This window comes from Aliihoeflea aestuarii (assembly GCF_024105665.1).
GTDB classification, from domain to species: domain Bacteria; phylum Pseudomonadota; class Alphaproteobacteria; order Rhizobiales; family Rhizobiaceae; genus Aliihoeflea; species Aliihoeflea aestuarii.
This window is the reverse complement of sequence record NZ_JAAAMK010000007.1, coordinates 76,742-101,627: the sequence shown is the minus strand read 5'-3', so window position 1 is coordinate 101,627 and position 24,886 is coordinate 76,742. Positions and strand designations below refer to the sequence as shown.

Sequence of the window (24,886 nt, the reverse complement as noted above, 5' to 3'; positions counted from 1 at the left end):
CTCAGGCGTCCTGAGCGGTTTCGCGCTGCGGATTCGTTTCGGCTGCGGGGAACATATCGCGCAAGGCTGTGACGAGCCTTGACGCGCCGATGCTCTTCGACGCCTTGATCATCACTACGTCGCCGGCCCGCACCAGGCCGGTCAGAACCGGCTGAAGCTCGCCGACCGTCTCGCGGTGCTCGACGCGCATAGTGTCCGGCAGAGCCTCGGCCAGCGCCTTCATTTCCGGGCCGACCAGCAATACGACGCCGGTCGCCGCCGGATCGATGGTTTCCGCCAGTTCAGCATGCAAGGCCTGCGAATGAACGCCCAGTTCCAGCATATCGCCCAGAACGGCGATGCGGCGTCCGTGACCGTTTACATCAGTGGCCTGCAACACATCCATCGCAGCGCGGATCGACGCCGGGTTGGCATTGTAGCTTTCGTCGATCAGGACGAACGCGCCTTGGCTGTGCTGGAGACGATGACGCGCGCCGCGCCCTTCTTCCGGGCGCATATCGGCCAGCGCGTGGGAAACGCGCGCCATATCGGCACCGGCGAGATAGGAGGCGGCCAGAACGGCGATCGCGTTCTGAACCATGTGACGGCCGGGGGCGCGGATCTTGGCGACGAGGTCTTCGCCGGCCATCTTGGCCGTAAAGGCCGCGCCGTCAGCGAACATCTTCGTCTTTACGAGCTTGAACGTAGCGCGCGAGTGCTCGCCGAAGCCCCAGACATTGTCGACGCCCGCATCGCGCGCGGCCTTTTCGAGCTGCTTGAAATGCGCGTCGTCACGGTTGAGCAGCGCGTGGCCGCCGGGCTCGACACTTTCGAAAATCTCGGCCTTGGCGGTCGCGATCTCCTCGACATCCTTGAAGAAACCGAGATGGGCGGCCGCGATCATCGTCACGATGGCGATATGCGGCCTGACCATCTTGACCAGCGGGCGGATTTCGCCGGGATGGTTCATGCCGATCTCAAAGACGGCGTAGTCCGTCTCGGCCGGCATGCGGGCGAGCGTCAGGGGCACGCCCCAATGGTTGTTGAACGATTTGTCCGATGCGTGAACCGTGCCGACGGCCGAAAGCGCCGTGCGCAGCCCCTCCTTCGTGCTCGTCTTGCCCGCCGAGCCCGTCACGGCGATGATCTTCGCCTTGGAGCGCGTGCGCGCGGCGATGCCGGTCGCGACCAGCGCTTCGAGAACGTCGGGAACGACGATCATCGGCGTGTTGAGACGTCCGAGAGCAGGCAATTTGTTTTCCTGAACGACGAGAAGGCTCGCGCCGGCCTTGATTGCGGCCGTCGCGAAGTCGTGCCCGTCGAACTGGTCGCCCTTGATGGCGAAGAAGGCTTCGCCGGGCCTCAAGGTGCGGCTGTCGATCGAGATACCGGTTATGCCTTGCGGCATCGAGCCGACGGGCCGTCCGGCCATGGCGGCGACGAGATCGGTTCCAGTCCAGAGCGGACTCATTTTGCGTTCTCCTTCAACGCCGCCCGCACCTCGTCATGATCGGAAAAGGGCAGCGTCCTGTCGCCTACGGTCTGCCCTTCCTCGTGTCCTTTGCCCGCAACGATCAGCGTGTCACCCTTGGACAGCATCCCGACCGCCGCACGGATCGCCTGCCGCCGGTCGCCGATCTCGGTTGCCTGCGGCACAGCCTCCATGATCGCGGCGCGGATCGATGCCGGCTCCTCGGAGCGCGGGTTGTCGTCGGTCACGATTACCACATCGGCAAGCCGTCCGGCGATCTCGCCCATGATCGGCCGCTTGCCCTTGTCGCGGTCGCCGCCGCAACCGAACACGACCATCACGCGTCCCGTCGTGAACGGCCGCACCGCCGAAAGCACGTTTTCCAGCGCCTCCGGCTTATGCGCATAATCGACATAGACGGGCGAGCCCTCGCCTGTCGTGCCGACCAGTTCGAGACGGCCGGACGCACCCTTCAGCTTGCGCAGCGCGCCGAGCGCCGTTGCGGTGGGCGTTCCGGTTGCAATGGCAAGACCGGCAGCGACGAGCGCATTCGAAATCTGGAAATCGCCTGCCAGCGGCAGGTCGATCTCGTAGATGCGGCCCTCATGGCAAAGCTCGGTGCGCTGGCGATGACGCTCATGCTCGACGCGCTTCAGCTCCAGAAACGTCCCGGCACGGCCGACGGTCAGGACGTCCAGACCAGCCTTCTTGCCCGCCTCGATCGCCCGAGCCGACCACACATCGTCCGCAAAGACGATCGCAGGACCGGATTTTTGCATCAACGTGTCGAAAATTCGCATTTTCGCTGCGAAATATTCGTCCATCGTCGGATGATAATCCATGTGGTCGCGGCCGAGATTAGTAAAGCCGGCGGCCGCCAGCTTCACCCCGTCGAGCCGGCGCTGTTCGAGCCCATGGCTCGACGCCTCCATCGCCGCATGGGTCACGCCATCATCCGCGAGCCGTTTCAAAAGCTGGTGCAGCGCGACAGGGTCCGGCGTCGTCAACGAGCCATATTGGGTGAGCTTCGGCGAGACGATCCCGGTCGTGCCGATGCTGGCCGCCTGTTCGCCCGCATACTCCCAGATCTGCCGCGTGAAGCTGGCGACCGAGGTCTTGCCGGCCGTTCCGGTAACCGCGACCATCGTTTTGGGCTGTGTGCCGTAGAAGGCTGCCAGCGCCAGGGAAAGCGTGCGGCGGGGATCGTCGGACCGAATGACGGGCACATCCGCAACCAGCCTCGAATCGGGCGCGGCGATGACCGCGCTTGCGCCGCGCGCGACCGCCTCCGCCACGAAGTCGGAGCCGTCTGCCTTCGAGCCCTGAAGTGCCGCAAAGACGAAACCCGGCTCGACCTTACGCGAATCGAGCGCAAAGCCCCTCACCTCGATCGCACCCGCTTCGGGCGGAACGACGGCTTGGACGGTTGCAAGGTCGGCAAGTTTCATGCGTTTCCAATCGAACGGAAGCCGGCGGCCAAAGGGCAGCGGGCCGGAATCACTGATAGGCGGCGAGCAAAGCCCCACTTTCATGGCTGAAATCTGGCTTTACGCCAAGAAGTGCGGCGGAGCGGCGCACGATGTTGCCTGCCATCGGCGCGGTATTCAGACCCGCAGTCGCGCTCATTCCTGCCTTTTCGGGCTTGGGCTCGTCAAGGATGGTGAGAACCACATATTCGGGATCGTTCATCGGAAATCCTGCGATAAACGCATTGAACCGCACATCGTTGGCATAGCGGCCATTGACGACTTTTTCGGCCGTTCCGGTCTTGCCGCCGACGAAGTAGCCCGGCACTTCCGCCCGGCGAGCGGAGCCGTTCTCCGCATTGTAGCGGAACAGGTAGCGCATCTGGTCGCTGGTCGAGGGCTTGAGCACCTGCAATGCCTGATTCATCGCCCGATCCTCGCTGCGCGGCAGGAAGGTCGGGTTGATGAGATTGCCGCCGTTCAGCACTGCGGCCGCCGCGACGGCGGTCTGGAGCGGCGTCGTCGCCACGCCATGGCCGAAGGAGATCGTGATCGAGTTGATCTTGCGCCATGTCGCCGGCTCCGTCGGGCGCGCGACCTCGGGCAGTTCGGTCGTCATGCGGTCGAGCAGGCCGAGTTGCTTGAGATAGTTGCGCTGGCTTTCGATGCCGAGCACGTCGACCATGCGCGCCGTCCCGATATTCGACGAGTAGAGGAACACTTCCGGTACAGTCAGGACACGGCCCTTGCCGTGAAAGTCGCGGATGGTATGGCCGCCGATGCGGATCGGCGCGGTCGCGTCGAACCGATCCGTCATCTTGACGAGCCCGGAATCCAGCGCCATCGCGGTGGTGAAGCCCTTGAACGTCGAGCCCATCTCGAACACGCCCGCCGACATGCGGTTGAGCCGGTCCTTTTCCAGGGCATTGAAGGGATTGTTCGGATCGTAGTCGGGCAGCGAGGCCATGGCGATGACCTCGCCCGTCTTCGCGTTGAGCACGACGGCCCCGGCCGCGATCGCGTTATACTTTTCCATCGCAGTGACGAGTTCGTCGTGAACGATGTGCTGGACGCGCAGATCGAGCGACAGCTTCACCGGCGACAAATCCCCGGCAAGCGCCAGCCCACTCTCCTGAAGATCGGCAAGGCCCTGGTCGTCGATGTATTTTTCCATGCCCGCCGTGCCGCGATTGTCGACATTGACGAGACCGAGGACGTGCGAGGCCGTCGCGCCTCCCGGATAGAACCGCTTCTTTTCGGTCCGGAACCCGACGCCGGGAATGCCCAGCGCCATGATGTCGGCCTGCTGACGCGGTGACAATTGCCGGCGCAGCCACACGAACCCGGCATCGGTGGAAAGCCGTTGATAGGTCCGGTTATAGTCAAGGTCGGGCAGGATGGTCCGCAACTTCTCGATCGCCTCGTTCGGATCGATGATCCGGCGCGGTTCGGCGAAAAGCGATGCCGACTTGATATCGGTGGCGAGCACCATTCCGTTGCGGTCGACGATATCGGGCCGGTTGGCGGTCACCCGCGAGGGCGGCGGGCCGCCGGCCGGCAGGTCTTCGAGGCCGAGATAAACGAGGCGTCCGCCGATCACTGCATAAACGCCCATGAAGAGCGCGAAGGTGATGGCCATGCGCGCGCGCGTCGATCCGCCGGAACGCTTGCGTGCGCCTTCCAGAACGATGGCTTCGTCGTCCGCCTTGCGAGCCGGGCGTCGGAGCAGCGAGGACATCTGTTTCACGATCCTCATTGCATGATGCTCCCGGTTGCGGTTTCGTCGATCAGCCCGTCGCCTGCGATGAGATCCTCGATCGCGAGCGGCCGGCGCGCCAGTTCCGAAATGGTGGCGAACTGCCATGGCTGGGCGGGATAAAGCTCCAGCTCATCCCGGAAATTTTCGGTCAGTCTTTGCAGGCGCGAGGGCTGCGTAAGCACGCTCCAGTCGGCGTGAAGCACGTCGATGGAGTCCCGCTCGAAGGTGATCTGGCTTTGCAGCCGGCGCACCTCTTCAAGGTGGTTTTCGGCCTCGTGCTTCGTCTTGTAGGTGAAGGCGGCGGCTGAAACCATGACGACGATGAGAACGATGTCGGTTGTGCGGAACATGTCAGATCGCCTCCTCGGCGTCGCTGCCGACGATTGGCAGCTTGGGAAGCCCGAACAGTGAAAAATCCGCGCGGCGCGGCGCGGCCGATGTGCGTGTCGCCGCGCGCAACTTGGCCGAACGTGCGCGCGGATTGGCTTCGGCCTCCGCTTCGCTCGTCGCCACGACCTTGCCGACCTGCGCGAAGGTCGGCTCGATATGATGGGCCTCGGGCAGATGCCGCGATCCCGACGCCTTGCCTGCCCGGTCGGCGATGAACCGCTTGACGATGCGGTCTTCGAGCGAATGAAAGGTCACGACGACCAGCCGCCCGCCCGGCTTGAGCACCCGCTCAGCCGCCAGAAGCGCACGGGCAAGTTCGCCCAGTTCGTCGTTGACGTGGATGCGCAGCGCCTGGAAAACGCGCGTCGCGGGATGAATCTTGTCCTTCGGACCGCGCCCGACAAGCGTCTGGATCGCATCCGCCAGTTCGGATGTGCGCGAGAAGGGACGGCGCGCGCGCTTGTCCTCGATCATGCGGGCGATGCGACCCGCCTGTCGTTCCTCGCCCAGAAAGCCGAAAACGCGCGCCAGATCGCCCGTCTTGTAGGTGTTGACGATGTCGGCGGCGCTCATGCCCTTGCCCGACATGCGCATGTCGAGCGGCCCATCATGGCGAAACGAGAAGCCGCGATCGGCTTCGTCGACCTGCATTGAAGAAACGCCGATATCGAGGACGACGCCGTCGACCGGTTCGTCCGCATATGTATCGAGCTGCGAAAACGGCCCCTCGACGAGGCGCAACCGCCCGGCGAACTCGGATTCCATCGCCCGGCCGATGACGACCGCCGTCGGATCGCGATCGATCGCGATCACGTTCGCGCCCTGTTTGAGGATAGCACGCGTATACCCGCCCGCCCCGAACGTGCCGTCGATGACGACCTGGCCGGGTCCGGCCTCAAGCGCGGCAAGCACCTCGGGCAGAAGCACCGGAACGTGGCGGGCCGGTCCGCCACCGGCCTTCTCGTCGCCGTGGCCCGCCATCATTCCGGGTCTCCATGCGGTCGAGCCGCTGCCTGCCTGAGCTTCAGAAGCCGCGCACGCACCGCCTCGCCATACGTTTTCAGCCGCGAAGGCTCCCACATCTGAAAGAACGTCCCGCGTCCCACGAAGGCGACTTCCGTCGTGATGCCGGTATGCTCGCGCAGGAAATCGCTGACCGTGATGCGCCCGTCCTGATCGAGCTTCAGAAACGCACCGTCGCCATGACAGAAAAAGGACATGTCGTCCGCCGTCTGCAGGAACGGGTCCTCCAGTGCGATTCGCTCCTCGTAGCGGTCGAGCAGGTCCGGGCCGCCCACATCGAGCGCCGGCACATCGAGCGCGCGCAAGGCGTAAAGATCGCTGTAGCCGCGCTTCTGGGCGACCGTGCGGAAATGCGCCGGAACGGAGACGCGGCCCTTGGCGTCGATCCTGTTCACCGCGCTGGAGAGAAAGCGATCCATCAGGCCCGGCCGTGCCGATATTGTGCGCCGAAGTGCTGCGCGCGATCGCCCAAGATGTGCTCTCCCCTCTCGACCTGTCCCCGGCGCCGAATTGGCAACAGCACCCACACGCCGGACCCGTTGGCCCGGAGCTGATGGACGCTGGAACGTGAACTGAAACGACAACCGAATGTTGCTCGAGAGTTATCATGGGCCATTATGGGCGTCAACGGGATTGGACGGGTCAGACTGGTCCGAAGCCGCGTTTTGCGAGGACTTCAGCCCATCTTCGTTTATGCGCCATTAAGGCTAACGAAAACTTACCGGGCAGCTTGTCGGCTCGCTGACCCAGCGGCCTGCCGGCGTTGCGCGCCCGTCCAAGGCGCACTAGCGTTCCGCCTTTCGTAAACGCCAGGGATTCGCGAATGTCCGACGATATTGCGCCACGCACCGCCGCCCTCTCCCATCTGCGCCGCTCGAAGCTGAAAAAAGGCGATCCGGTCGCGCTGCCACTGACCATGGCGTCGATGTTTCATCTGCCGGGCGCGCCGGAAGGCTTTGCGCAATATGGCCGATTCTCGAACGGCACATGGGAAGCGGTCGAAGACATGCTCGCCCATCTGGAAGATGCGCCGGTGCTCGGATTCCCGTCCGGCATGGCTGCCGTCGCCGCCGCCTTCTTCGCGGTACTGAAAGCCGGCGACAAAATCCTGCTGCCGTCTGACGGCTATTACACGACGCGCGTTCTGTCGGAGCGGTTTCTGACCCGACTGGGGGTCACCTACGATCTGCGTCCAACGGCGACGTTCCTCGATGGCGGCTTCGAAGGCTATCGCCTCGTTTTCATCGAGACACCCGCCAATCCCGGCCTCGACTTGTGCGACATCGAGGCTGTGGTCGATGCCGCCCACGCGGCCGGCGCGATCGTCGTCGCCGACAACACCACCATGACGCCGCTCGGCCAGCGACCGCTCGATCTGGGGGCCGACATCGTCGTCGCGTCGGACACGAAGGCCCCGAACGGTCATTCGGACGTCCTGTTCGGCCATGTCGCGAGCCGCGACCGCGAGATCATGGCGGCCGTATCGGACTGGCGGAAGCTGGCGGGCGGCATTCCCGGCCCGTTCGAGGCGTGGCAGGTCCATCGCGGGCTCGAGACGCTCGACGTGCGCTTCCAGCGCATGTGCGACACCGCTGAATTCCTTGCCGAAAAGCTCGGCAAGCGCGATGATTTGACCGCTCTGCGCTATCCCGGTCTCGCGGGTGATCCCTCGCACAATCTGGCGCGCGCGCAGATGCTTCGCTTCGGCTTCCTGATCGGCATGACGCTGGAGAACGAAACGAAGGCGGAAGCCTTCATCGACGGGTGCGAATTGCTGCAACCGGCAACCTCTTTCGGCGGTGTCCATTCGTCGGCCGAACGGCGCGCGCGCTGGGGCGACGCGGTCGCTCCGGGCTTCGTGCGCCTGTCGGTCGGCTGCGAGCCGGCCGGCCAGTTGTGGCGGGCGATCGAGACGTCGCTCGACGCCGCCAAGCGCTGAATCGGCGCTTCAGCTTCACGCCGCAAGCGCTTGAAACAAAATGTCAGTCGGCCTGTAAGCCGGGTTCTGTATGGCCCTTGCGCCTTGCGACACAAGAACGTGGCGACCATTCTTCTGGGACGCATCTTGCGATGCGCCTCAAGCAACCAACCCGGACGGCAAGGCCGGAAAAGCCCTGAAGGTTTCCCCTCGTGCCGCCCCTATTCGGTTTTGCTCCCGGTGGGGTTTACCATGCCGCTCCCGTTGCCGGCAGCGCGGTGGGCTCTTACCCCACCCTTTCACCCTTGCCTCACTCCGAAGAGTGAGGCGGTCTGCTCTCTGTTGCACTTTCCCTGGGGTCGCCCCCGCCGGCCGTTAGCCGGCACCGTCTTTCCGTGGAGCCCGGACTTTCCTCCCCGCGACAAGCGCGAAGCGGCCGCCCGGCCGACTGACAGCGCGTATAAAGGCTGGCACAGGGCAAAACGCAAGGCGCTTGTCAGGCTGCCCCGCCGATAATGCGTTGAACCTTCGCGCAATAATTCGCCGAGATCGGGTTCATGCGCTTGGCCGCATGTCCCGCATTGTATTTCAGGATCGTGCCGCACATCGTGCCGTCGCCGACCGATTGCGCCATGGCAAGATACTTCATGCCGTAGCGGATATTGACCTCCGGATCGTACAGACCCTTGACGCTACCCGAATATCCCATCATGCGCGCCGTCGCCGGCTTGATCTGCATGAGGCCGACTTCACCGGCACCACCGGTCACGTTCGGCCGGAAATTGCTTTCCACCTGCACGACGGCATGGGCAAGTTCGGCCGGAACACCGTGCTGCGCGGCATATTTCGCGATGATCGGGCCGAACGTTCCGCCCTTGACCGCATTGGTCTTCGCTGCGGCTGCCTGCGTTGCGGCAACCGATGCGGTCGTCGTCATGTCGACGCCGGGCAGTTCATCGGCCTGTGCCTTTTCGGCACGCATGGCTTCAATGTTGGCTTTCGATTCGGCAACGGCCGCAAAATCCTTGTCGGCGAGAGAGAGCGAGGCAAAGGAAGTCATCCCGGCAGCCAGGGCTGCCGCCGCAACGGTCAGTTTTTTCATGTTTACCCGTCTAGGTTGGTGCTTTGAGAATGTAAGGCACTCTGATTTTTGGACTGGCGAAACCTGGCGGCCTCGCCTTCTGGAACAGGCACCCAGATGAAAGCCGAACCCGTCGCAAAAATGATCCGGCGAATCACAAAAAATGTCGCCGCAACATAAGCCCTCAGCTCATGGCGAGGTCGGACGGCAAAACGGACAGCAGGCGATGAAGCGTCTCGATGGTCGATCGGTCCGCGACGCCGTCGACGAGCGATTGCCTGAAATGACGCTGGAACGCTTCGACGACCCGGCAGGTCTGGTCGTCGAAAAGCGCATTGATCTCAACATCGTAACCGTAGAGCGCGAGCATGGATTGAAGTGCTTCGACCGGTTCTCCTTTGTCGCCGGATGCCAGAAAGCGGCCGCCCTGGATCGGCGCGGGATCGATATGATGCCCGACGCCGGACCGGGCGAGTTCGCACCAGGGAAACCGTTCGCCCGGATCGATCTTGCGACCAGGTGCCACATCCGAATGCGCTAAAACCCGCTCCGGGACGATAATGTTTCGGGTGAGAATGTCCCTGCAAAGCGCGATGACTGCTTCGATCTGCCGGTCGGGAAACGGCGGCAGGCCGCCATCATGCCCCTGATTGACGATCTCGATCCCGATCGAACAGGAATTCATGTCGCGGCAACCGCGCCAGAAGGATTGCCCCGCATGCCAGGCGCGGTCGGCCTCGCGCACCATCTGCACGACGCGGCCATCCTCATGGACGATGTAATGCGAGGAAACGGAACTCTCGGTATCGCAAAGGCGTGCTTCCGCGCCCTCGCCGGTCGGCATTCCCGTATAATGCAGGATCAGGCTGTCAACCTTTGCCCCATCGGGCCGCGGGCCGAAATTCGGCGAAACGCGGGGTTCGGCATGGCTGTAGTCGCATACGAATCCCGTCATGCGTGAACCTGTCGCCGTTCGATCATCTCGAACGCCGCGTTGATGGCGGCAAGCCGCGTCGTCGCGATGGCGACGAACTCTTCGGGAACTCCTCGTCCGATCAGCTTGTCGGGATGGTTTTCCGCGACGATCCTGCGATAGGCACGCCTGATTTCGGAGAACGGCATGTCGGATGGGACGCCGAGCACCCGATAGGGATCGCTTTCCGCCCCGAAGGTGTGCCGCGCCAGAATGCGCTCGAAATGCAATCCGTCGATCTCGAAGATCGAAGCGACCTCCGCCAGCAACGTCAATTCGCGTTCGTGGATGTAGCCGTCGGCCTTGGCGATGTGGAACAATCCGTCGAGAATGTCTTCCAGCAATGCGCAATTGGGTTTGCCGGAACCGCAAAGCGCCGCCATCTGCCGCGCATAGGCGTCGAAACCGGCGATGTCCTGCTTGGCGAGATTGTAGAGCCGCGAGACGTTGCGCGCCTCCTCGTCCGGAATTTCGAAGATTTCCTGAAAGGCCGCCACCTCGCGCTGGGTGACGACACCGTCGGCCTTCGCCATCTTGGCCGAAAGCGCGATCATCGCCACCGAAAACGCGACCCGCTGGCGCAATTCCGGGTTGGTCGCGAAGATCGACCGGATGCTTTCCACCAGCGACGTGACCGCCGTGGAGGAGACACGCGAGACAAAATCGCCAAGGCGGAACCAGATCGACATGGCTGCCATCTGTAGAAAGAAAAATGCGTCTTGGCGACCCCTGGTTGAGGGGGCAAAGCAAAAGGGGCCGGCAAAGCCGACCCCTTAAGGTACTCATACGCTAATCTATTATTCGGCGGGGGCCGGAGCCATCGTTCCGCCGTCAGCAGGTGCTGCCGGATCGGCCGGAGCCGCTGCCGGATCGTCCATCGTCGCCGGGGGCGGCGCCGTGTCGACACCCGAGTTGGTTTCGTCAGCGTCCGTGCAGGCAGCAAGGCCCATGAGCGCGATACCGGAAACCGAAGCAAGAATGATCTTCTTCATTTGAATTTCTCCTTCTCTCTCATTCCGCCCGCCGTAACGAGCGTTCGAGATAGAAATGCCCCGTTCCCTCTATCGTTTCATAACGTTGAGTGACTCCATGTTACAGCGATCTATCGAATGGCGTCCACCAGCGCCCCGATCATCGGAGCGGGCGAGTAGTTCAGTCGCGACGGCGTCAGCCCCAGCCGAAGCACGATCAAATCGTGCGAGGGAACGATAGCCATGAACTGACCGTCATGCCCGCGCAGCCAATAGGTATCGGTCGGCAGCGCGACCTGCGCGCCGCGCTCGGAACCTGCCAGCCAAAGCTGCCCGCGCCCGTAGCGCCCGTTGGACGCCGGCGCAGCCTCGCGCATCCACTCGACGAAGCCTGCCGGCAATATCTGCTCGCCGTTCCATTCTCCCTCCTGAAGAAGGAATTGTCCGAACCGCACCCAGTCACGAGCGGTCGCGTAGAGATAGGAGGAACCGCCGAACGTGCCGACTGCGTCGGTCTCCAGCACGGCGCTTTCCATGCCAATCGGACCGAACAGCGCACGGCGGGGCCAGCCGAGCGCCTGCTGCGGATCGTCGAACCTGTCCTGCCAAAGCCGCGACAGGATGACGGTCGTCCCGCTGGAATAGCTGAAGACCTCTCCAGGCCTGCCGACGAGTGGCTTGTCCGCCGCAAAATACGCCATGTCGGATTCCAGATAGAGCATGCGCGTCACATCGGTCACGTCGCCATAGTCTTCGTTGAACTGGAGACCGCTCGACATGGCGAGCAAATCGGCGACCGTGATGTGCCTTCGATCGTCGAACCATTCGGGCAGAAGTCCGGCCTCATCGACGCCGATGCGATCGGTCAGCGTGCCATAGAGCGCCGCAGTGACGGTCTTCGTCATCGACCAGCCGAGCAACGGCGTGCCCGCATCGAACCCTTCGCCATAGCGTTCGCCGACGATACGTCCGCCCTGAACGACGACGACGGCGCGCATGCCAGATCCCGTCATTGCCGGATCGTCCAGAATGGCGGTGATGTCGGGATCGGCGGACGCTTCGACCGCGTCGCCCTCGGGCCAGAGAGCGGAAGTGTCGCGTTCGACGCTTGCTGTGCGAGCCGCCGCCCCCAGCGCAGGGATACGTGCAGTCGCCCCACCAGGCGCGCTCGCGCAGCCGAGCCCTTCGCGATAGACGGCCTGATTGCGGCCGAACACGCCGAAAAGCGCGGCCGAGACGACCCCGCGCTCGCGATCCACATCGACGGAGATGAACCCGAGAAGCGGATGCCCCGGCGCCTGGACGTCTAGTTTGAGCACCTCCTCGGGATCGCGGCCCGCCAGGAACACATTCGAGCAGACGATCTTGGCCGAATACCCCGTGCCGACCCTGATCAGGTCCGGTGGCGCGAAATAGAGCCAGGCAGCAAGGCCGCCGATCGCTACCGCCAGCAGGACGAGCACGCCCTTGAACACTCTCTTCAAAATGCGCATTCGATTCCCCCTCGCTTTCGCAAGGCCCGAATTCATCGCGTCGCAGGAGGGATTGCAAGTGTGTCGCGGGCGTCATGGCAAATCTGCCGGTTCGCCGTTAACCTCCCCTCAACCATGAAGGCGCAAGCCTCGGGCCTTGGGACGATTCGGCGGGCGCATAAGATCTGTGGTCCGGCCGGCTTTGCGGGACATCCGATGCGCATCTTTGCAGCCATGCTGACCTTCGCCTTGCTCCTGACGGGATGCAGTTCGACCGGGCTCGACCTTGCGGCGATAGCGCCGATTTCGGGCACGTCCACTGGGCAGGCGGCCGGCGTCGAAGCGCCTGTCAAGGTGACAAATCCGCGTTTCGGCGACCGCAAGCCGCATCCGTGGAGCGGGCGCGCGCCATCGTCCTATGCCGTCCACGGTACGGACGTCTCACGCTACCAGAGCGACATCGACTGGCCGACCGCACGCGACGCGGGCATTTCCTTCGCCTTCATCAAGGCAACGGAGGGCGGCGACATGCTCGATCCGCGCTTCATGGACAATTGGAACGCGACGCGCCGGCACGGCATTCCGCGCTCCGCATACCACTTCTTCTATTTTTGCCGCCCGGCGTCGGAACAGGCGCAATGGTTCATCCGCAACGTGCCGCGCGAAGCCGGCACGCTGCCGCATGTGCTGGACATGGAATGGAACCATTTGTCCCCGACCTGCCGCGCCCGGCCGGACTGGCGCATCGTCCATAGCGAGATGAAGATCTTCCTCGACATCATCGAGCGCCATTACGGCCAGCGCCCGATCATCTACACTTCTGTGGACTTCTACGAGGACAACCGGCTCCACACCTTCAAGGGCTACGACTGGTGGCTCCGTTCGGTCGCCGCCCACCCGCACGACCGCTACAACGGTGAGAACTTCCTGTTCTGGCAATATACCGGCACCGGCATCGTGCCGGGCAAGGTCGGCGATGCGGACATCAACGTCTTCAACGGGTCCGTGCGCGATTGGCGCGATTGGGTCGCGCGCAATACGTCAACGAGTTGAGCGCCGGATCCCATCCGCTGCTACCGCAGGATATCCCTCATCCGCCTGCCGGCACCTTCTCCCCGCGGGGAGAAGGCAGATTGCCGCGACGCTCCTGCCTCCTCTCCCCTTGGGGAGAGGGTAAGGGTGAGGGGACTCCCAGCGAAAGCTTGAGCGATCTAATCCGCCATCGTCTCCAGACTGGCGAAACCTTCCGGCTTCGTCCCTTCCTCGAACGGCGTCGTCACCTCCACGAACGTATCCGGGTAGAACCCGTTGAACCGCGTGCGCAAGGACAGCGAATAGGCGCCTATATGGCCGATCTCGATCCAGTCGCCCGTATCGACCGTTTCCGGCAGCCAGAACGGGCGCGACAGGATGTCGACCGAATCGCAGGTCGCGCCGCACACCTTGAACGGCACGATGTTTTCCGCCCTGCCGTTGCGCGAGCGGATCGCCGGATCGGGAATGAACCGCGCCGGCAGCGTGATCTTGCCGGTCCATGAATCCGACAGCGACGCCCAGATCCCATCATTGATGTAGAGCCGCTTGCCCTTGCGCAGCAGCACCCGAACAATGAGCGAAAAGGCACGCGCGACGATTACCCGCCCCGGTTCGGCGACCAGCGGCACGTCCGAAAATCCCCATTCGTCGATGTCGTTTCGAAGCCTCGACATCAACTGACCGATGGACGGCATGGCCGGTTTCTTGCTGTTGGGGTCATGGCCGTATTCGGCCGGAAACCCGCCGCCCACGTCCAACCCCGCCAGCGGCACGCCGCAACGGTTGCGCACCCAGTCGGCGGAAGCCAGCGCGCGCTCATAGGTGTCCGGGTCCTCGATCTGGCTGCCGACATGGAAGCAGATGCCGACCTTGTAGCCCTGCCGGTGAAGGCGCTGCATCAGTTCCACGGCAGTCGCCGGACCCGCGCCGAACTTCTTCGACAACTCGTAAGCGGCGCTTCCCTTTGTCTGTATCCGCACGAAGACGGTGATCTGACCCGGATCGATGTCGAGCGCACGCACCACGCGCGTCATCTTGGTGATCTCGTCCTCATGGTCGAGCGAGATGACGCGGATGCCGTAGGTCTCGAGGGCGAGCCGGATGTCGGACTGCGCCTTGACCGGGTGCATGTAGAGCATCTCGGCCTGCGGCGCGACGGACCGCACCGCCTCGAACTCGGCCGGCGAAGCCACATCGAAGGCATCGACGCCGATCTCCGCCAGCGTCTTGAGCACCATCGGTTCGCCATTGGTCTTGACGGCATAGGCCGTCTTGCCGGGAAACATGCCCATGAACTGCAGCGCGTCTTCCTTCAGCACGTCCGGGCGAAAGCAATAGATCGGATCGTCTGGCCGAAGCGCGAGGGCGGCTTCGCGGGCATTTTCGAATTTCTGCATGGTAGCTCCTGCACTGTCCTGCGAACCTAGCGCACGAACATGACGGATAGAACCGAACCTGCCATCAAAGCGGTTGACAATCATATTCAGCATTTTCGGGTGGCGCGGTTTTCCCAACGGTCGTAGAGCGAGACCAAAGGACCGCAAGATGACCGACGCATCGCTACCCCGCCTGACCACGCAGATGTCGCTGCGCGACTGGAGCATGCTGCTGCTGCTGGGCCTGCTGTGGGGCGGCTCGTTCTTCTTCGCCCGTATCGCCGTTCTGGAAATAGCGCCGCTGACGCTGGTCCTTTTGCGCGTCGCGCTGGCCGCCGCGGCGCTGCATCTCTATCTGCTCTGGCGCGGCCCCTCCTTCGCGCTGGTGATGCCGATGGCCGCGAGCTTCTTCCTGCTTGCGCTCCTCAACAACATCATTCCCTTTTCGCTGATGTTCCTCGGCCAGACGGAGCTTGGGGCCGGCCTTGCCTCGGTGCTCAATGCCACCACACCGTTCTGGACGGTGATTCTGGCGAACGCCTTCACGACCGACGAGAAGTTCACCGGCCGCAAGCTTGCCGGTATCGCGCTCGGCATCGCGGGAACGGCGGTGATGATCGGACCCGGCCTGCTCGCAGATCTCGGCGGCCCCGCCTGGGCCAAGCTCGCATTGATCGGAACCGCCTTTTCCTATGGCTGTGCGGCGATCTTCGCCAAGCGGTTTCGCGCCCTGCCCCCGCCCATCGTCGCGACCGGCCAATTGACTGCATCGACCGTGATCATGCTGCCGATCATTCTGGCAACCGGCGGTCTTGCCGGTCTTGGAAACGTCAGCGAGGCGGCGTGGCTTTCGGTTGTCGGCCTGGCGCTCGCCTCGACCGCCTTCGCCTATATCCTGTTCTTTTCGGTGATCGCATCCGCCGGAGCGACCAATGCCTCACTGGTTACGCTGATCGTACCCGTCTTCGCGATCATCCTCGGCGCGGTCTTTCTCGCCGAGCGCCTAGAAACGTTCGAGCTGGCGGGCATGGCCCTGATCGGATCGGGGCTGATCGTCATCGACGGACGGCTTCTCGGGCGGCGGTGACGTATCGGCACGGCATATTTCCGTCACGCCGATGTCATATTTATGAACAGGTGGTTAAACGGGATTACGCGTTTAGTTAGAATGGGATAGATCGTTCGATAGGTCGTTTTTTCTACACCGGCGTCGCATTGCAGCAATATTTGTCCTTGCTTGACGGGCGAAGTTGCCTAGATTCCGATCCTGCGTAGTCTGTAGAGGAGGCACCGCCTATGGGACTGACACGGCCCATCAACGCATTGATGATATGTGCTGCGTTTGCATTCATCGGAGCCTTGGTCATGGGGATCGTCGTTTAAGAGCGACCCCGTCAAGACCGACCAGACATAAAGGAAAGGCCGGGTTCGCCCGGCCTTTCTGCGTTCAGGCCGCGATCCGCTCGCTTTGCGCGCCGGGCCGGATGCCGATCAGGTGGCAGATGGCGAAGACAAGGTCGGCCTTGTTCATCGTGTAGAAATGAAAGTCCTCTACGCCGCGCTCGATCAGGTCGAGCACCTGCTCGGCGGCAACGGCCGATGCGATCAGGGCATGGGTCTGGGGATCGTTGTCGAGGCCGTCGAACCGGTCTGCCAGCCATTGCGGAACATGGGTGCCGCAGCGCCCTGCAAACCCGGCCATCTGCCTGAAATTCTGGATCGGCAAAATGCCCGGCACGATCGGGATGTAGATGCCGGCACGGCGCACGCGCTCGACATAGCGCTCGTAGACGTCGTTGTCGAAAAAGAACTGGGTGATGGCGCGTGTGGCCCCCGCATCGACCTTGCGCTTGAGCACGTCGATGTCGGTCGCGAAATCCGCGCTTTCGGGATGTTTTTCGGGATAGGCCGAAACCGACACATCGAAATCGCCGATCCGGCGCAGGGCAGCGACCAGTTCGGCCGTGTTCCGGTAGCCGTCGGGATGCGGTCTGTAGGTCGTGCCGACGCCCTCGGCGGGATCGCCGCGCAGGGCGACGAAACTGCGCACGCCAAGCCGCGCGAATTCGTGGATCACCGCGTCGACCTCGGCGCGGCTGGCATCCACGCAGGTCAGATGCGCGGCGGCGTCGAGCGTGCTTTCGCCGCAGATGCGAGCAAGCGAACTCGTCGTGCGCGCCTTGGTCGATCCGCCCGCTCCGTAGGTGACGGATACGAAACGGGGGCTGAGCGGCTCCAGCCGGCGGACCGCCTCCCAAAGCCGCGCTTCCATCGCATCGGTCTTCGGCGGAAAGAACTCGAAGGAAACGCCGATGCGCTCGCCAAGATCGGAGCGGCGGGAAAACTGGATGTCCTTCATCACGCGAGAGCCTTTTGTGAAGCGGGTTGCGAGGGTGAAGCGATCTGGATGCGTGGATCGCGGGCAAGCCATATCCTGACCGTCAGCCGCTGATCGCTTTCGGCGTCCGGCGGTACGGTTTCGCTTGCCTCGAGATCGAGGCCGGCCTCCGCCAGCCAGTCGCCGATCTGCGCATCGGAAATGCCCAGCCGCACATGGGCGTGCGCGTCGCGCAGGAAATCGAGCGCATGCGGCGCGAAATCGATGATCGCCAGCCGTCCGGCCGGGCGCAGCAGCCGCGCCGCCTCGCGAATGGCGAGCGCCGGCTCTTCGAGATAGTGAAGCACCTGATGCATGGTGATGAGGTCGAAGCTGTCGCGTTCGACCGGCGGTGCGTAAAGGTCGCCGAGGCGCACCTGCGCCTGAGCGATGCCGGCCTTGTCGAGATTGGCCCGTGCCACGGCAAGCATCTCGCGGGAAAGGTCTACGCCCGTGCCGCGCCGGTAAAGCGGCGCGAAGAGTTCGAGCATCCGGCCGGTTCCCGTACCCAGATCGAGCATCGACTGGAACGGCGTCTTGCCGACGATTTTTGTCAGCACGCTTTCCACCGCCTTGTCGGGCGCGTGAAGCGAGCGCAGGCGGTCCCATTCGACGGCGTTGGCGCTGAAATAATCGCTCGCCCGGCTTTGGCGGCGCTGCTTGACGGCATCGAGCCGCTCCAGATCGCGTTCGATCGTCGGATCGGCCGCATCGAGCCGCGCGACCATGGTCGACAGGAAATCGCGAACCCAGTCTCCGTCCGACAAGCCGAAATACGCCCACGACCCTTCCTGATACCGGTGGATGAGATCGGCTTCGAGGAGCAGCTTGAGATGTCGCGAGACGCGCGGCTGCGACTGCCCCAGGATTTCGGTCAGGTCGGAGACGGTCAGGTCGCCACGCGACAAAAGCACGAGAATGCGAAGCCGGCTGGATTCGGCAGCCGCCTTCAAGCTATCAACGAGCGAGGTCAGATTGATGGGATGGGAGGCAAGCATCGCCAACTCCGTGAAAGACATAAAGATATGTTTATGTATTTGGATCGATTTGGCAAGGGGCAGCCAAAGGTATTTTGCATGAGCGGCATTCGAGACGGCGAGGAAGCCCTGCCATTCGACCCGGCCGAAATGCCGGGCGAGGCCCATCTCGTCTTCATCGGACGCATTGCCGCGCCATGGACCGACCGCACCGAATGCCCGAAAAACATGGCCGCCGCGCGCGAAACCGGCCGCCCTGCCCGTGCGCTGGTGGATGCCCCCTACAGAAAGGGTCTCGCCGGACTTGAGGATGCCACTCACATCGTTCTTTTGACGTGGCTCGGCGACGCGGGGCGCAATCTCATTTTGCAAAAGCCGCGCCATCGCGCGGAGCCGACCGGCACCTTTGCCCTGCGCTCGCCCGTGCGACCCAATCCGATCGGCCTGCATGTCGTGAAACTGATAAGCATCGACGCTGAAGCCGGCATTCTCGACCTCGAAACCATCGACGTGCTCGACGGCACACCGCTTCTCGACATCAAACCGTATTACGCCTCGACGGATGCGGTGCCGAACGCCACGGTGACGCGCCGATGAAGCCCTCGACCGGACGTCAGAAAGCATTGGCCAAGGCGCTGACGGCGCTCATTCCGCTCGCGCCCTATGCGGACGCGGAAGCGATCCGTGACCTGTCCGGCCAGCGCAAGCTGCGCGACCTGCCGCCGTCCATCGCAATGTGGATCGCGACCATCACGCATATCAGGCACGAACACACGGACTACGATGCCCTGCTCGACGAAGGCTATGATCGCGACTCCGCGCGCCACTTCGTCATCGAACAGATCAACACTGTCCTGACGACATGGCGCGCGACGCGGTTGCTTGATCCTGACGACGACGAAACCGGTTGAGCCTCAGCCTCGATAGATCCACTGTTCGGGAACACGAACGGAAACCGCCTCCCCTTCCGTGATCGTACCGGGCTTTTCGACCCACGCGACGAGGCCGCGCAACCGACGCCCGACCTTGGGGAAAAGAAGCGCCCCCGCTTCACGGTCCGCCATCCCGGCGTGATCGGCGACGGAACGGCCCGCCAGCCGGCATGGCCCGTTCTGACTGTCGATTTTCAGCGTGACGCCCTCCTGGAAGAACAGCAGCGTGCCCGCCGGCAGAAGCGAAAGACGCGGCACGCCGTCGAGCACCAGATTCGCGCCGATCCATTCCGGCGCGATGCGCGCAATGCCCATGCCGTCGGCTATTTTGGCAAGTTCGTCATCGGCGACGATGGAGACCTGCCGTTCGTTGCGCATTTCCGTTCCGCGCGGATACCAGGGTTCGCGCCCGCCCGAGCGCCGCGTGCGGCCGCGATGAAAATCGCCGGCAACACCCTCGAAATCGAGCTGAAGCTGGCTCACCTTTTCGGTGACGAAATCATCCCCCGACGCACGCAAAAGCCCGCCGACGGTGCCCACAAGCTTTCGCGCCGGAATGATTTCGATTTCGTCCGCGCTGCGCTCGAACAATTCCGCCATGGCTTCGCCTCCGTTTCAGGGCGTTTTTGCCGTGCCCGATGTCGCAAATCCAGTCAATTTCGCTGATGGGCGGATCAGCGCCGACGCTCACATCATGCGCAAAAGTACGCCGCCGATCGAATAGCCCGCGCCGAATGCGCACAGGAGCCCGACATCGCCCGCTTCAAGGTCGCGATGGTTTTGTTCGAGCGCGATGACCGCGCCGGCGGCAGCCGTGTTGCCGAGTTCGGAAAGGACCATCGGCGCGCGGTCGTGGCCGACCTCGTGACCGAAGGACAGCTTCAGGATCATCGCATTCATGCGCGCATTCGCCTGATGCAGCCAGAAGCGCCTTATACCCTGCGGCGAGTGGCCGTGCTCCTTCAGGAAATCGACGATGAAGCGGTGGCCGGCGACGGTCACTTCCTTGAAGACCTTGTTGCCGACCTGCTTGATCATGTTGCCTTCCATCGGCACGACCGAGGGATCCTCGAGGCCGGCGCGATTGAGAAAGCCGAAATTGGTGCGGATATTGTTGGAGAACTGCGTCCAGCCCCGCGTGTCGATCACCTCAAACCGCCCGCTCCGCTCCTCGTCGTCATCGACGGCCTCAAGCAGAAGCGCCGCCGCCGCATCGCCGAAAATGAAATGCGTCTGGCGATCGCGAAAATTGAGATGGCCGGTGATGATCTCCGGCGTAACGACGAGCACGCGCCTGTGCGCGCCGGCGCGCAACAGATTGAAGGCGACATGCAGGCCGGCCACCGCCGACGAACAGCCAAGGCTCATGTCGAACGCGGCGCCAGACGTTCCCAATTCCTTCTGGATTTCGATCGCCTGCGCCGGATAGGGGCGTTGCTGGTGCGATGCCGCGCAGATCACCATGTCGATATCCGCGGCATCGATTCCCGCATCCGCGATCGCCTTCCGCGCGGCCTTGGCGCCGAATTCCGCCATGACGGAAAGTGCATCGTCATCACGTTTGGGAATGCGCGGCGTCATGCGGCGCGGATCGAGAATGCCGTCGCGGGTGTGCACATGGCGGGTCTGCACACCCGACGCATAAACGATGAACTCGGCATCCGATCTGGCCAGAGGCTCCTCGCCGCGCGCGATCCGCATCGGGTTTTCCAGATCGACCCAGGCGTTGAAGCTTTCGACAAGCTCCTCGTTGGAGATGATCTCGTCAGGTATCTCGGTTCCGATACCGCTGATGACGACGCGCTTCATGTTCACTCGCTCGTCTGGGCCAATCGACCATTGATGCAGCCTATCCCCTTGTGCGTCGTGGAGGCCAGGGACGGCGGCATATCACATCCATCGCACAAATCGAGTTTTGCACGAATAGGTTTCGTCAAGGTTAGCTCGGCTGCGGGCGCGCACGGCGCCGGGAATCAGCCTCCGCCCAGGGCTTTTGCCAGGCTGCCCGAGACTTCGTCCATCGTGTAGGGCTTTTGCAGAACGGGATTGCTGTGCCAGGACGTGGGAAGACCGGCCTGCCCGTATCCGGTGGCGAAGACGATCGGGATGCCCCTGACGGCGAGTTGTTCCGCGATCGGGAAAACGGGTTCGCCGGCGATATTGACGTCGAGAATGGCAACGTCCGCCGTGAACGCGCCGTCGAGCATTTCCTTCGCTCGGCCGAGGCGCATCGCCGGGCCGATCACTGTACAGCCGAGTTCGTCCAGCATGTCTTCGAGATTGAGGGCGACCAGGGCTTCGTCCTCCACGACGAATACGTTGAGGCCCTGGAGCTTGCCGGAAACGTCAGGCATGATCTCGTGTCCTGATGTAGGAAAGTTGCGGAACCACCAGTTTACAAACGAGACCATCCGTCTCGTAGCTGGCGTTCACGGAACCGTCCAGTTCCCCGCGCACCACCGCATTGATCATGCGCGAGCCGAAACCGGCCTTTGACGGGGGCGCCGAAAGCGCCCTTCCCGTTTCGTGCCAGTCTATGACGAGATCTCCATCGGCGCCGACCTGCCAGACGACATCGAGCCGCCCTTCGTCGCCGCTCAAGGCGCCATATTTCGCAGCGTTGGTCGAAAGTTCGTGCAGCACCATCGCGATCGCGATCGAAGCCTTGGGGTTGAGGAGCACGTCCGGCCCGCTGGCGGCCAGCCGGGCCCGGTCCAGATGCGCGAACTCGTGGTCGACGAGGTCGGACATCGTCGTCGAATCCCATGCCGTCTGCGATAGGAGATTGTGCGCCTTCGACAACGCGATGATGCGCCCTTCGAGATCGTCGTTGGCCGCCTGCATGTTCGGCGCGGCCCGCAGGGTCTGCTTGGCCATGGATTGCACGGTCGCCAGCGTATTCTTGACCCGGTGATTGAGTTCGTCGAGCAGAAGTCGCTGATGTTTCAGCGTTCTGACGGCTTCGGTCCGGTCCATCCCCTGCACGAACACGCCGGTTACAAGGCCATCGAGATCGCGCACGGCATCGTAGGAAAAATCGAGGAAGCGTTCCTGCATCTCGCCATGCTGCGTTTGCAGGACGATGCGCGTTCCCTCGCCGCTGCGCGTCTCGCCTGACGAATAGACATGGTCGAGCATCTCGATAAACCCCTGACCCGCAACCTCCGGCAACGCGCTTCCAACCGCCTTGCCGATCACCTCCCGCCCTCCGATAAGACGCACATAGGCGTCGTTGGCGAAAGTGAAAACATGATCGGGGCCGCTCAGCACCGCGATGAAACCCGGCGCCTGCTCGAACATGCGGCGGAACTCGGCGCTTTCGGCGAGCAGTGAACGGTGCGCGGTTTCCGCTTCGCGGGCACGTTCGACCAGTTGCGTCTCACCCGAGAAACTGCGGTAAGGCAGCGATGCCGCTTCCCGCAACCGGACCATTTCGGTGACGTCCACCGTGTTCTGGGCGAGATAGGCGACCTCGCCGTCGCGGTTCGTCAGCGGCGTGTGAACCGCCGTCCAGTAGCGTTTCTCCATTCCGCCGCCCAGTGATTGCGGGCGGGGAATATCGTAGGGGATATACGCGATCGTATCGGCTTCGCCCGTGGCAAAAACACGTTCGAACGATTCGCGCAGCGCAACTCCGCTCGGTCCGTCATTGGGAAAGATATCGAACAGGTTCCGGCCGACCAGTTCCTCGGCGGAGCGCATAACGGCAGCCTCATAAGCACCGTTCGCCGCCACATAGCGGCAGTTCCGATCGAGGATCATGTAGGGGCTGGGCAGCCGGTCGAACAATTGTCTGAAATCGATGTCCGGCATATTTCCCCGGTGGCCTGCAGCCACCCTTCCCCTCAACAGGCACGAGAACGGGTTTGCCCGCTAAAGGTTCCGGCCGCCATACCATTTGTTTCGGCGGCCGGAATTATTCCGGTTAGCGCGTGAGGCGCTTGTAGGTGACGCGCTTCGGGTTCACCGCATCGGGGCCGAGACGACGGATCTTGTCCTGCTCGTAATCCTCGAAATTGCCTTCGAACCATTCGACGTGGCTATCGCCTTCGAATGCAAGGATGTGCGTCGCAAGCCGATCGAGGAACATGCGATCGTGGCTGATGATGACGGCGCAGCCGGCATAATTTTCCAGCGCGTCTTCCAGCGCCGCCAGCGTCTCGGTGTCGAGATCGTTGGTCGGCTCGTCCAGCAGCATGACGTTGCCGCCATCCTTGAGCATCTTTGCCAGATGCACGCGGTTGCGCTGACCGCCCGACAGATTGCCGACCTTCTGCTGCTGGTCGCCGCCCTTGAAGTTGAACGCGCCGCAATAGGCGCGGCTGTTCATTTCGTGCTTGCCCAGCTTGATGACGTCGTTGCCGCCGGAAATCTCTTCCCAGACCGTCTTGTTCGCATCGAGATGGTCGCGGCTCTGGTCGACATAGCCCAGATGCACCGTCTCGCCGATACGGATATCGCCGCCGTCGGGCTTTTCCTGACCCGTGATCATGCGGAACAGCGTCGACTTGCCCGCACCGTTCGCGCCGATCACGCCGACGATGCCGCCGGGCGGCAGCTTGAATTCGAGCCCGTCGATCAGGAGGCGGTCGCCGAAGCCCTTCTTCAGATTGTCCGCTTCGATGACGACATTGCCGAGACGTTCGCCGACCGGAATGATGATCTGCGCCTCGCCGGGGCGACGATCGTTCGCCGCCTCGACCAGTTCGTCATAGGCACGGATGCGAGCCTTGGACTTTGCCTGACGGGCCTTGGGGCTTGCGGCCATCCATTCGCGCTCGCGCGACAGCGCCTTCTGGCGCGCGTCTTCCTCGCGGTTTTCCTGCGCCATGCGCTTGGCCTTGGCGTCCAGATAGGCGGTGTAATTGCCCTCGTAAGGCACGCCCCGGCCGCGATCCAGCTCAAGAATCCAGCCGGTGACGTTGTCGAGGAAGTAGCGATCGTGGGTGATGAGCAGGACGGAGCCTGGATATTCGCGCAGATGCTTTTCCAGCCAAGCGGTCGTCTCGGCGTCGAGATGGTTGGTCGGCTCGTCGAGAAGCAGGAGGTCGGGCTGCGACAGGAGAAGCTTGCACAGCGCCACGCGGCGCTTTTCGCCGCCCGAAAGCTTGGTCACGTCCGCATCGGCCGGCGGGCAGCGCAGCGCTTCCATCGCCATCTCGACCTGGGATTCGAGGTCCCACAAATTCTGGCTGTCGATGATGTCCTGAAGCTTGGAGCCTTCTTCCGCTGTCTCGTCGGAATAGTTCATCATCAGTTCGTTGTATCGGTCGAGGATCGCCTTCTTGTCGGCGACGCCTTCCATGACGTTGCCCATCACGTCCTTTGACGGGTCGAGTTCCGGCTCCTGCGGCAGGTAGCCGACGGTCGCGCCGTCCGCCAGCCACGCCTCGCCGGTGAATTCCTTGTCGAGACCGGCCATGATCTTGAGGATCGTGGACTTACCCGCGCCGTTCGGCCCGAGGATGCCGATCTTTGCGTCGGGGTAGAAGGACAGATGAACGTTTTCGAGCACCTTCTTGGCGCCGTAGGCCTTCGAAAGGCCGGACATGTGGTAGATGAACTGGCGTGCCATGGCGCGCGCGAACTCCGTGTTGTCGTGGTTCGGAAATTGAGGTGCGCCGTATGTAGGAGAAACCGGGCGGCGGGGCAATGACGTCGCCGGACGGCCTTCCCATCCTTGCGG

24 protein-coding genes and 1 other RNA gene are annotated in these 24,886 nt (G+C 63.1%); 5 read left to right on the top strand and 20 right to left on the bottom strand.

The window, feature by feature from the left end:
* Position 1 precedes the first annotated feature (1 nt).
* From GTW25_RS14580 to mraZ, 6 genes are read right to left on the bottom strand one after another with little or no spacing between them, the layout of a single operon-like run.
* Entirely contained in the window at positions 2–1,450 is a 1,449-nt protein-coding gene (locus tag GTW25_RS14580; RefSeq protein WP_252912926.1) for a UDP-N-acetylmuramoylalanyl-D-glutamyl-2,6-diaminopimelate--D-alanyl-D-alanine ligase, read from the bottom strand.
* Positions 1,447–2,898: a UDP-N-acetylmuramoyl-L-alanyl-D-glutamate--2,6-diaminopimelate ligase gene (locus GTW25_RS14575; RefSeq protein WP_252912925.1), complete on the bottom strand. Its 1,452-nt coding sequence runs from the start codon at positions 2,896–2,898 to the stop codon at positions 1,447–1,449. Before GTW25_RS14575 ends, GTW25_RS14580 begins: the two co-directional genes overlap by 4 nt.
* 49 nt (positions 2,899–2,947) lie before the next feature.
* A complete protein-coding gene (locus GTW25_RS14570; protein WP_252913080.1) occupies positions 2,948–4,654 on the bottom strand; it encodes a peptidoglycan D,D-transpeptidase FtsI family protein in 1,707 nt (568 codons plus the stop codon).
* Between the two features lie 14 nt (positions 4,655–4,668).
* A complete protein-coding gene (gene ftsL, locus GTW25_RS14565) occupies positions 4,669–5,025 on the bottom strand; it encodes a cell division protein FtsL (protein ID WP_252912924.1) in 357 nt (118 codons plus the stop codon).
* 1 nt (position 5,026) lies between these two features.
* The gene (gene rsmH, locus GTW25_RS14560) at positions 5,027–6,049 is read right to left on the bottom strand and encodes a 16S rRNA (cytosine(1402)-N(4))-methyltransferase RsmH (protein ID WP_252912923.1); all 1,023 of its coding nucleotides are present in this window, start codon (positions 6,047–6,049) and stop codon (positions 5,027–5,029) included.
* Positions 6,046–6,507 carry a division/cell wall cluster transcriptional repressor MraZ gene (mraZ, locus tag GTW25_RS14555; RefSeq protein WP_252912922.1) on the bottom strand — a complete coding sequence of 154 codons (462 nt, stop codon included), beginning with the start codon at positions 6,505–6,507 and terminating at the stop codon, positions 6,046–6,048. The genes rsmH and mraZ overlap by 4 nt, the downstream gene beginning before the upstream one ends.
* A gap of 404 nt (positions 6,508–6,911) precedes the next feature.
* Here mraZ and GTW25_RS14550 point away from each other — a divergent pair, with 404 nt between their 5' ends.
* Complete coding sequence (locus tag GTW25_RS14550) at positions 6,912–8,027, top strand: cystathionine gamma-lyase (protein ID WP_252912920.1); 1,116 nt, start codon at positions 6,912–6,914, stop codon at positions 8,025–8,027.
* A 39-nt stretch (positions 8,028–8,066) separates the two neighbouring features.
* On the opposite strand, the gene rnpB is transcribed toward GTW25_RS14550, so the two are convergent.
* From rnpB to GTW25_RS14520, 6 genes are all read right to left on the bottom strand, one after another.
* Positions 8,067–8,458, bottom strand: an RNA gene (gene rnpB, locus GTW25_RS14545) — RNase P RNA component class A.
* Between the two features lie 44 nt (positions 8,459–8,502).
* Positions 8,503–9,108, bottom strand: coding sequence for a lytic transglycosylase domain-containing protein (locus GTW25_RS14540; protein ID WP_252912918.1), 606 nt, complete (start codon positions 9,106–9,108; stop codon positions 8,503–8,505).
* A gap of 163 nt (positions 9,109–9,271) precedes the next feature.
* A complete protein-coding gene (locus GTW25_RS14535) occupies positions 9,272–10,042 on the bottom strand; it encodes an N-acetylmuramoyl-L-alanine amidase (RefSeq protein ID WP_252912917.1) in 771 nt (256 codons plus the stop codon).
* The gene (locus tag GTW25_RS14530; protein ID WP_252912915.1) at positions 10,039–10,749 is read right to left on the bottom strand and encodes a J domain-containing protein; all 711 of its coding nucleotides are present in this window, start codon (positions 10,747–10,749) and stop codon (positions 10,039–10,041) included. The genes GTW25_RS14535 and GTW25_RS14530 overlap by 4 nt, the downstream gene beginning before the upstream one ends.
* A gap of 108 nt (positions 10,750–10,857) precedes the next feature.
* Positions 10,858–11,052, bottom strand: coding sequence for a hypothetical protein (locus GTW25_RS14525; RefSeq protein WP_252912914.1), 195 nt, complete (start codon positions 11,050–11,052; stop codon positions 10,858–10,860).
* 110 nt (positions 11,053–11,162) lie between these two features.
* On the bottom strand, positions 11,163–12,524 hold the full coding sequence (locus GTW25_RS14520) for a serine hydrolase domain-containing protein (RefSeq protein WP_252912912.1): 1,362 nt from the start codon (positions 12,522–12,524) through the stop codon (positions 11,163–11,165).
* Positions 12,525–12,719: 195 nt separating this feature from the next.
* On the opposite strand from GTW25_RS14520, the gene GTW25_RS14515 reads away from it, so the two are divergent.
* Positions 12,720–13,556 carry a glycoside hydrolase family 25 protein gene (locus GTW25_RS14515; protein ID WP_252912911.1) on the top strand — a complete coding sequence of 279 codons (837 nt, stop codon included), beginning with the start codon at positions 12,720–12,722 and terminating at the stop codon, positions 13,554–13,556.
* A gap of 158 nt (positions 13,557–13,714) precedes the next feature.
* Here the strand turns inward: GTW25_RS14515 and GTW25_RS14510 are convergent, their stop codons facing one another.
* Complete coding sequence (locus GTW25_RS14510; RefSeq protein ID WP_252912909.1) at positions 13,715–14,935, bottom strand: alanine racemase; 1,221 nt, start codon at positions 14,933–14,935, stop codon at positions 13,715–13,717.
* A gap of 148 nt (positions 14,936–15,083) precedes the next feature.
* On the opposite strand from GTW25_RS14510, the gene GTW25_RS14505 reads away from it, so the two are divergent.
* Complete coding sequence (locus GTW25_RS14505) at positions 15,084–16,001, top strand: DMT family transporter (protein ID WP_252912908.1); 918 nt, start codon at positions 15,084–15,086, stop codon at positions 15,999–16,001.
* Positions 16,002–16,361: 360 nt separating this feature from the next.
* Here the strand turns inward: GTW25_RS14505 and metF are convergent, their stop codons facing one another.
* Positions 16,362–17,273 (bottom strand): methylenetetrahydrofolate reductase [NAD(P)H], encoded by a 912-nt coding sequence (metF, locus tag GTW25_RS14500; RefSeq protein ID WP_252912906.1) that lies wholly within the window; start codon positions 17,271–17,273, stop codon positions 16,362–16,364.
* A complete protein-coding gene (locus GTW25_RS14495) occupies positions 17,273–18,289 on the bottom strand; it encodes an ArsR/SmtB family transcription factor (protein ID WP_252912904.1) in 1,017 nt (338 codons plus the stop codon). The genes metF and GTW25_RS14495 overlap by 1 nt, the downstream gene beginning before the upstream one ends.
* Before the next feature lie 78 nt (positions 18,290–18,367).
* On the opposite strand from GTW25_RS14495, the gene tsaA reads away from it, so the two are divergent.
* Both tsaA and GTW25_RS14485 read left to right on the top strand, forming a co-directional pair.
* Positions 18,368–18,865, top strand: a complete 498-nt coding sequence (gene tsaA / locus GTW25_RS14490) for a tRNA (N6-threonylcarbamoyladenosine(37)-N6)-methyltransferase TrmO (RefSeq protein WP_252912903.1) — start codon at positions 18,368–18,370, stop codon at positions 18,863–18,865.
* Complete coding sequence (locus GTW25_RS14485) at positions 18,862–19,179, top strand: DUF2293 domain-containing protein (protein ID WP_252912901.1); 318 nt, start codon at positions 18,862–18,864, stop codon at positions 19,177–19,179. The genes tsaA and GTW25_RS14485 overlap by 4 nt, the downstream gene beginning before the upstream one ends.
* A 3-nt stretch (positions 19,180–19,182) precedes the next feature.
* Here GTW25_RS14485 and GTW25_RS14480 read toward each other — a convergent pair whose 3' ends face one another.
* The 5 genes from GTW25_RS14480 to ettA all read right to left on the bottom strand — a co-directional run bounded on the left by GTW25_RS14480 (position 19,183) and on the right by ettA (position 24,775).
* Complete coding sequence (locus tag GTW25_RS14480; RefSeq protein ID WP_252912899.1) at positions 19,183–19,800, bottom strand: MOSC domain-containing protein; 618 nt, start codon at positions 19,798–19,800, stop codon at positions 19,183–19,185.
* 87 nt (positions 19,801–19,887) lie between these two features.
* Complete coding sequence (locus GTW25_RS14475; RefSeq protein ID WP_252912898.1) at positions 19,888–21,009, bottom strand: beta-ketoacyl-ACP synthase III; 1,122 nt, start codon at positions 21,007–21,009, stop codon at positions 19,888–19,890.
* 164 nt (positions 21,010–21,173) lie between these two features.
* Positions 21,174–21,554 (bottom strand): response regulator, encoded by a 381-nt coding sequence (locus GTW25_RS14470; protein WP_252912896.1) that lies wholly within the window; start codon positions 21,552–21,554, stop codon positions 21,174–21,176.
* The gene (locus GTW25_RS14465) at positions 21,547–23,013 is read right to left on the bottom strand and encodes a sensor histidine kinase (protein WP_252912894.1); all 1,467 of its coding nucleotides are present in this window, start codon (positions 23,011–23,013) and stop codon (positions 21,547–21,549) included. The genes GTW25_RS14470 and GTW25_RS14465 overlap by 8 nt, the downstream gene beginning before the upstream one ends.
* 112 nt (positions 23,014–23,125) lie before the next feature.
* On the bottom strand, positions 23,126–24,775 hold the full coding sequence (gene ettA / locus GTW25_RS14460; RefSeq protein WP_252912893.1) for an energy-dependent translational throttle protein EttA: 1,650 nt from the start codon (positions 24,773–24,775) through the stop codon (positions 23,126–23,128).
* Positions 24,776–24,886 lie beyond the last annotated feature (111 nt).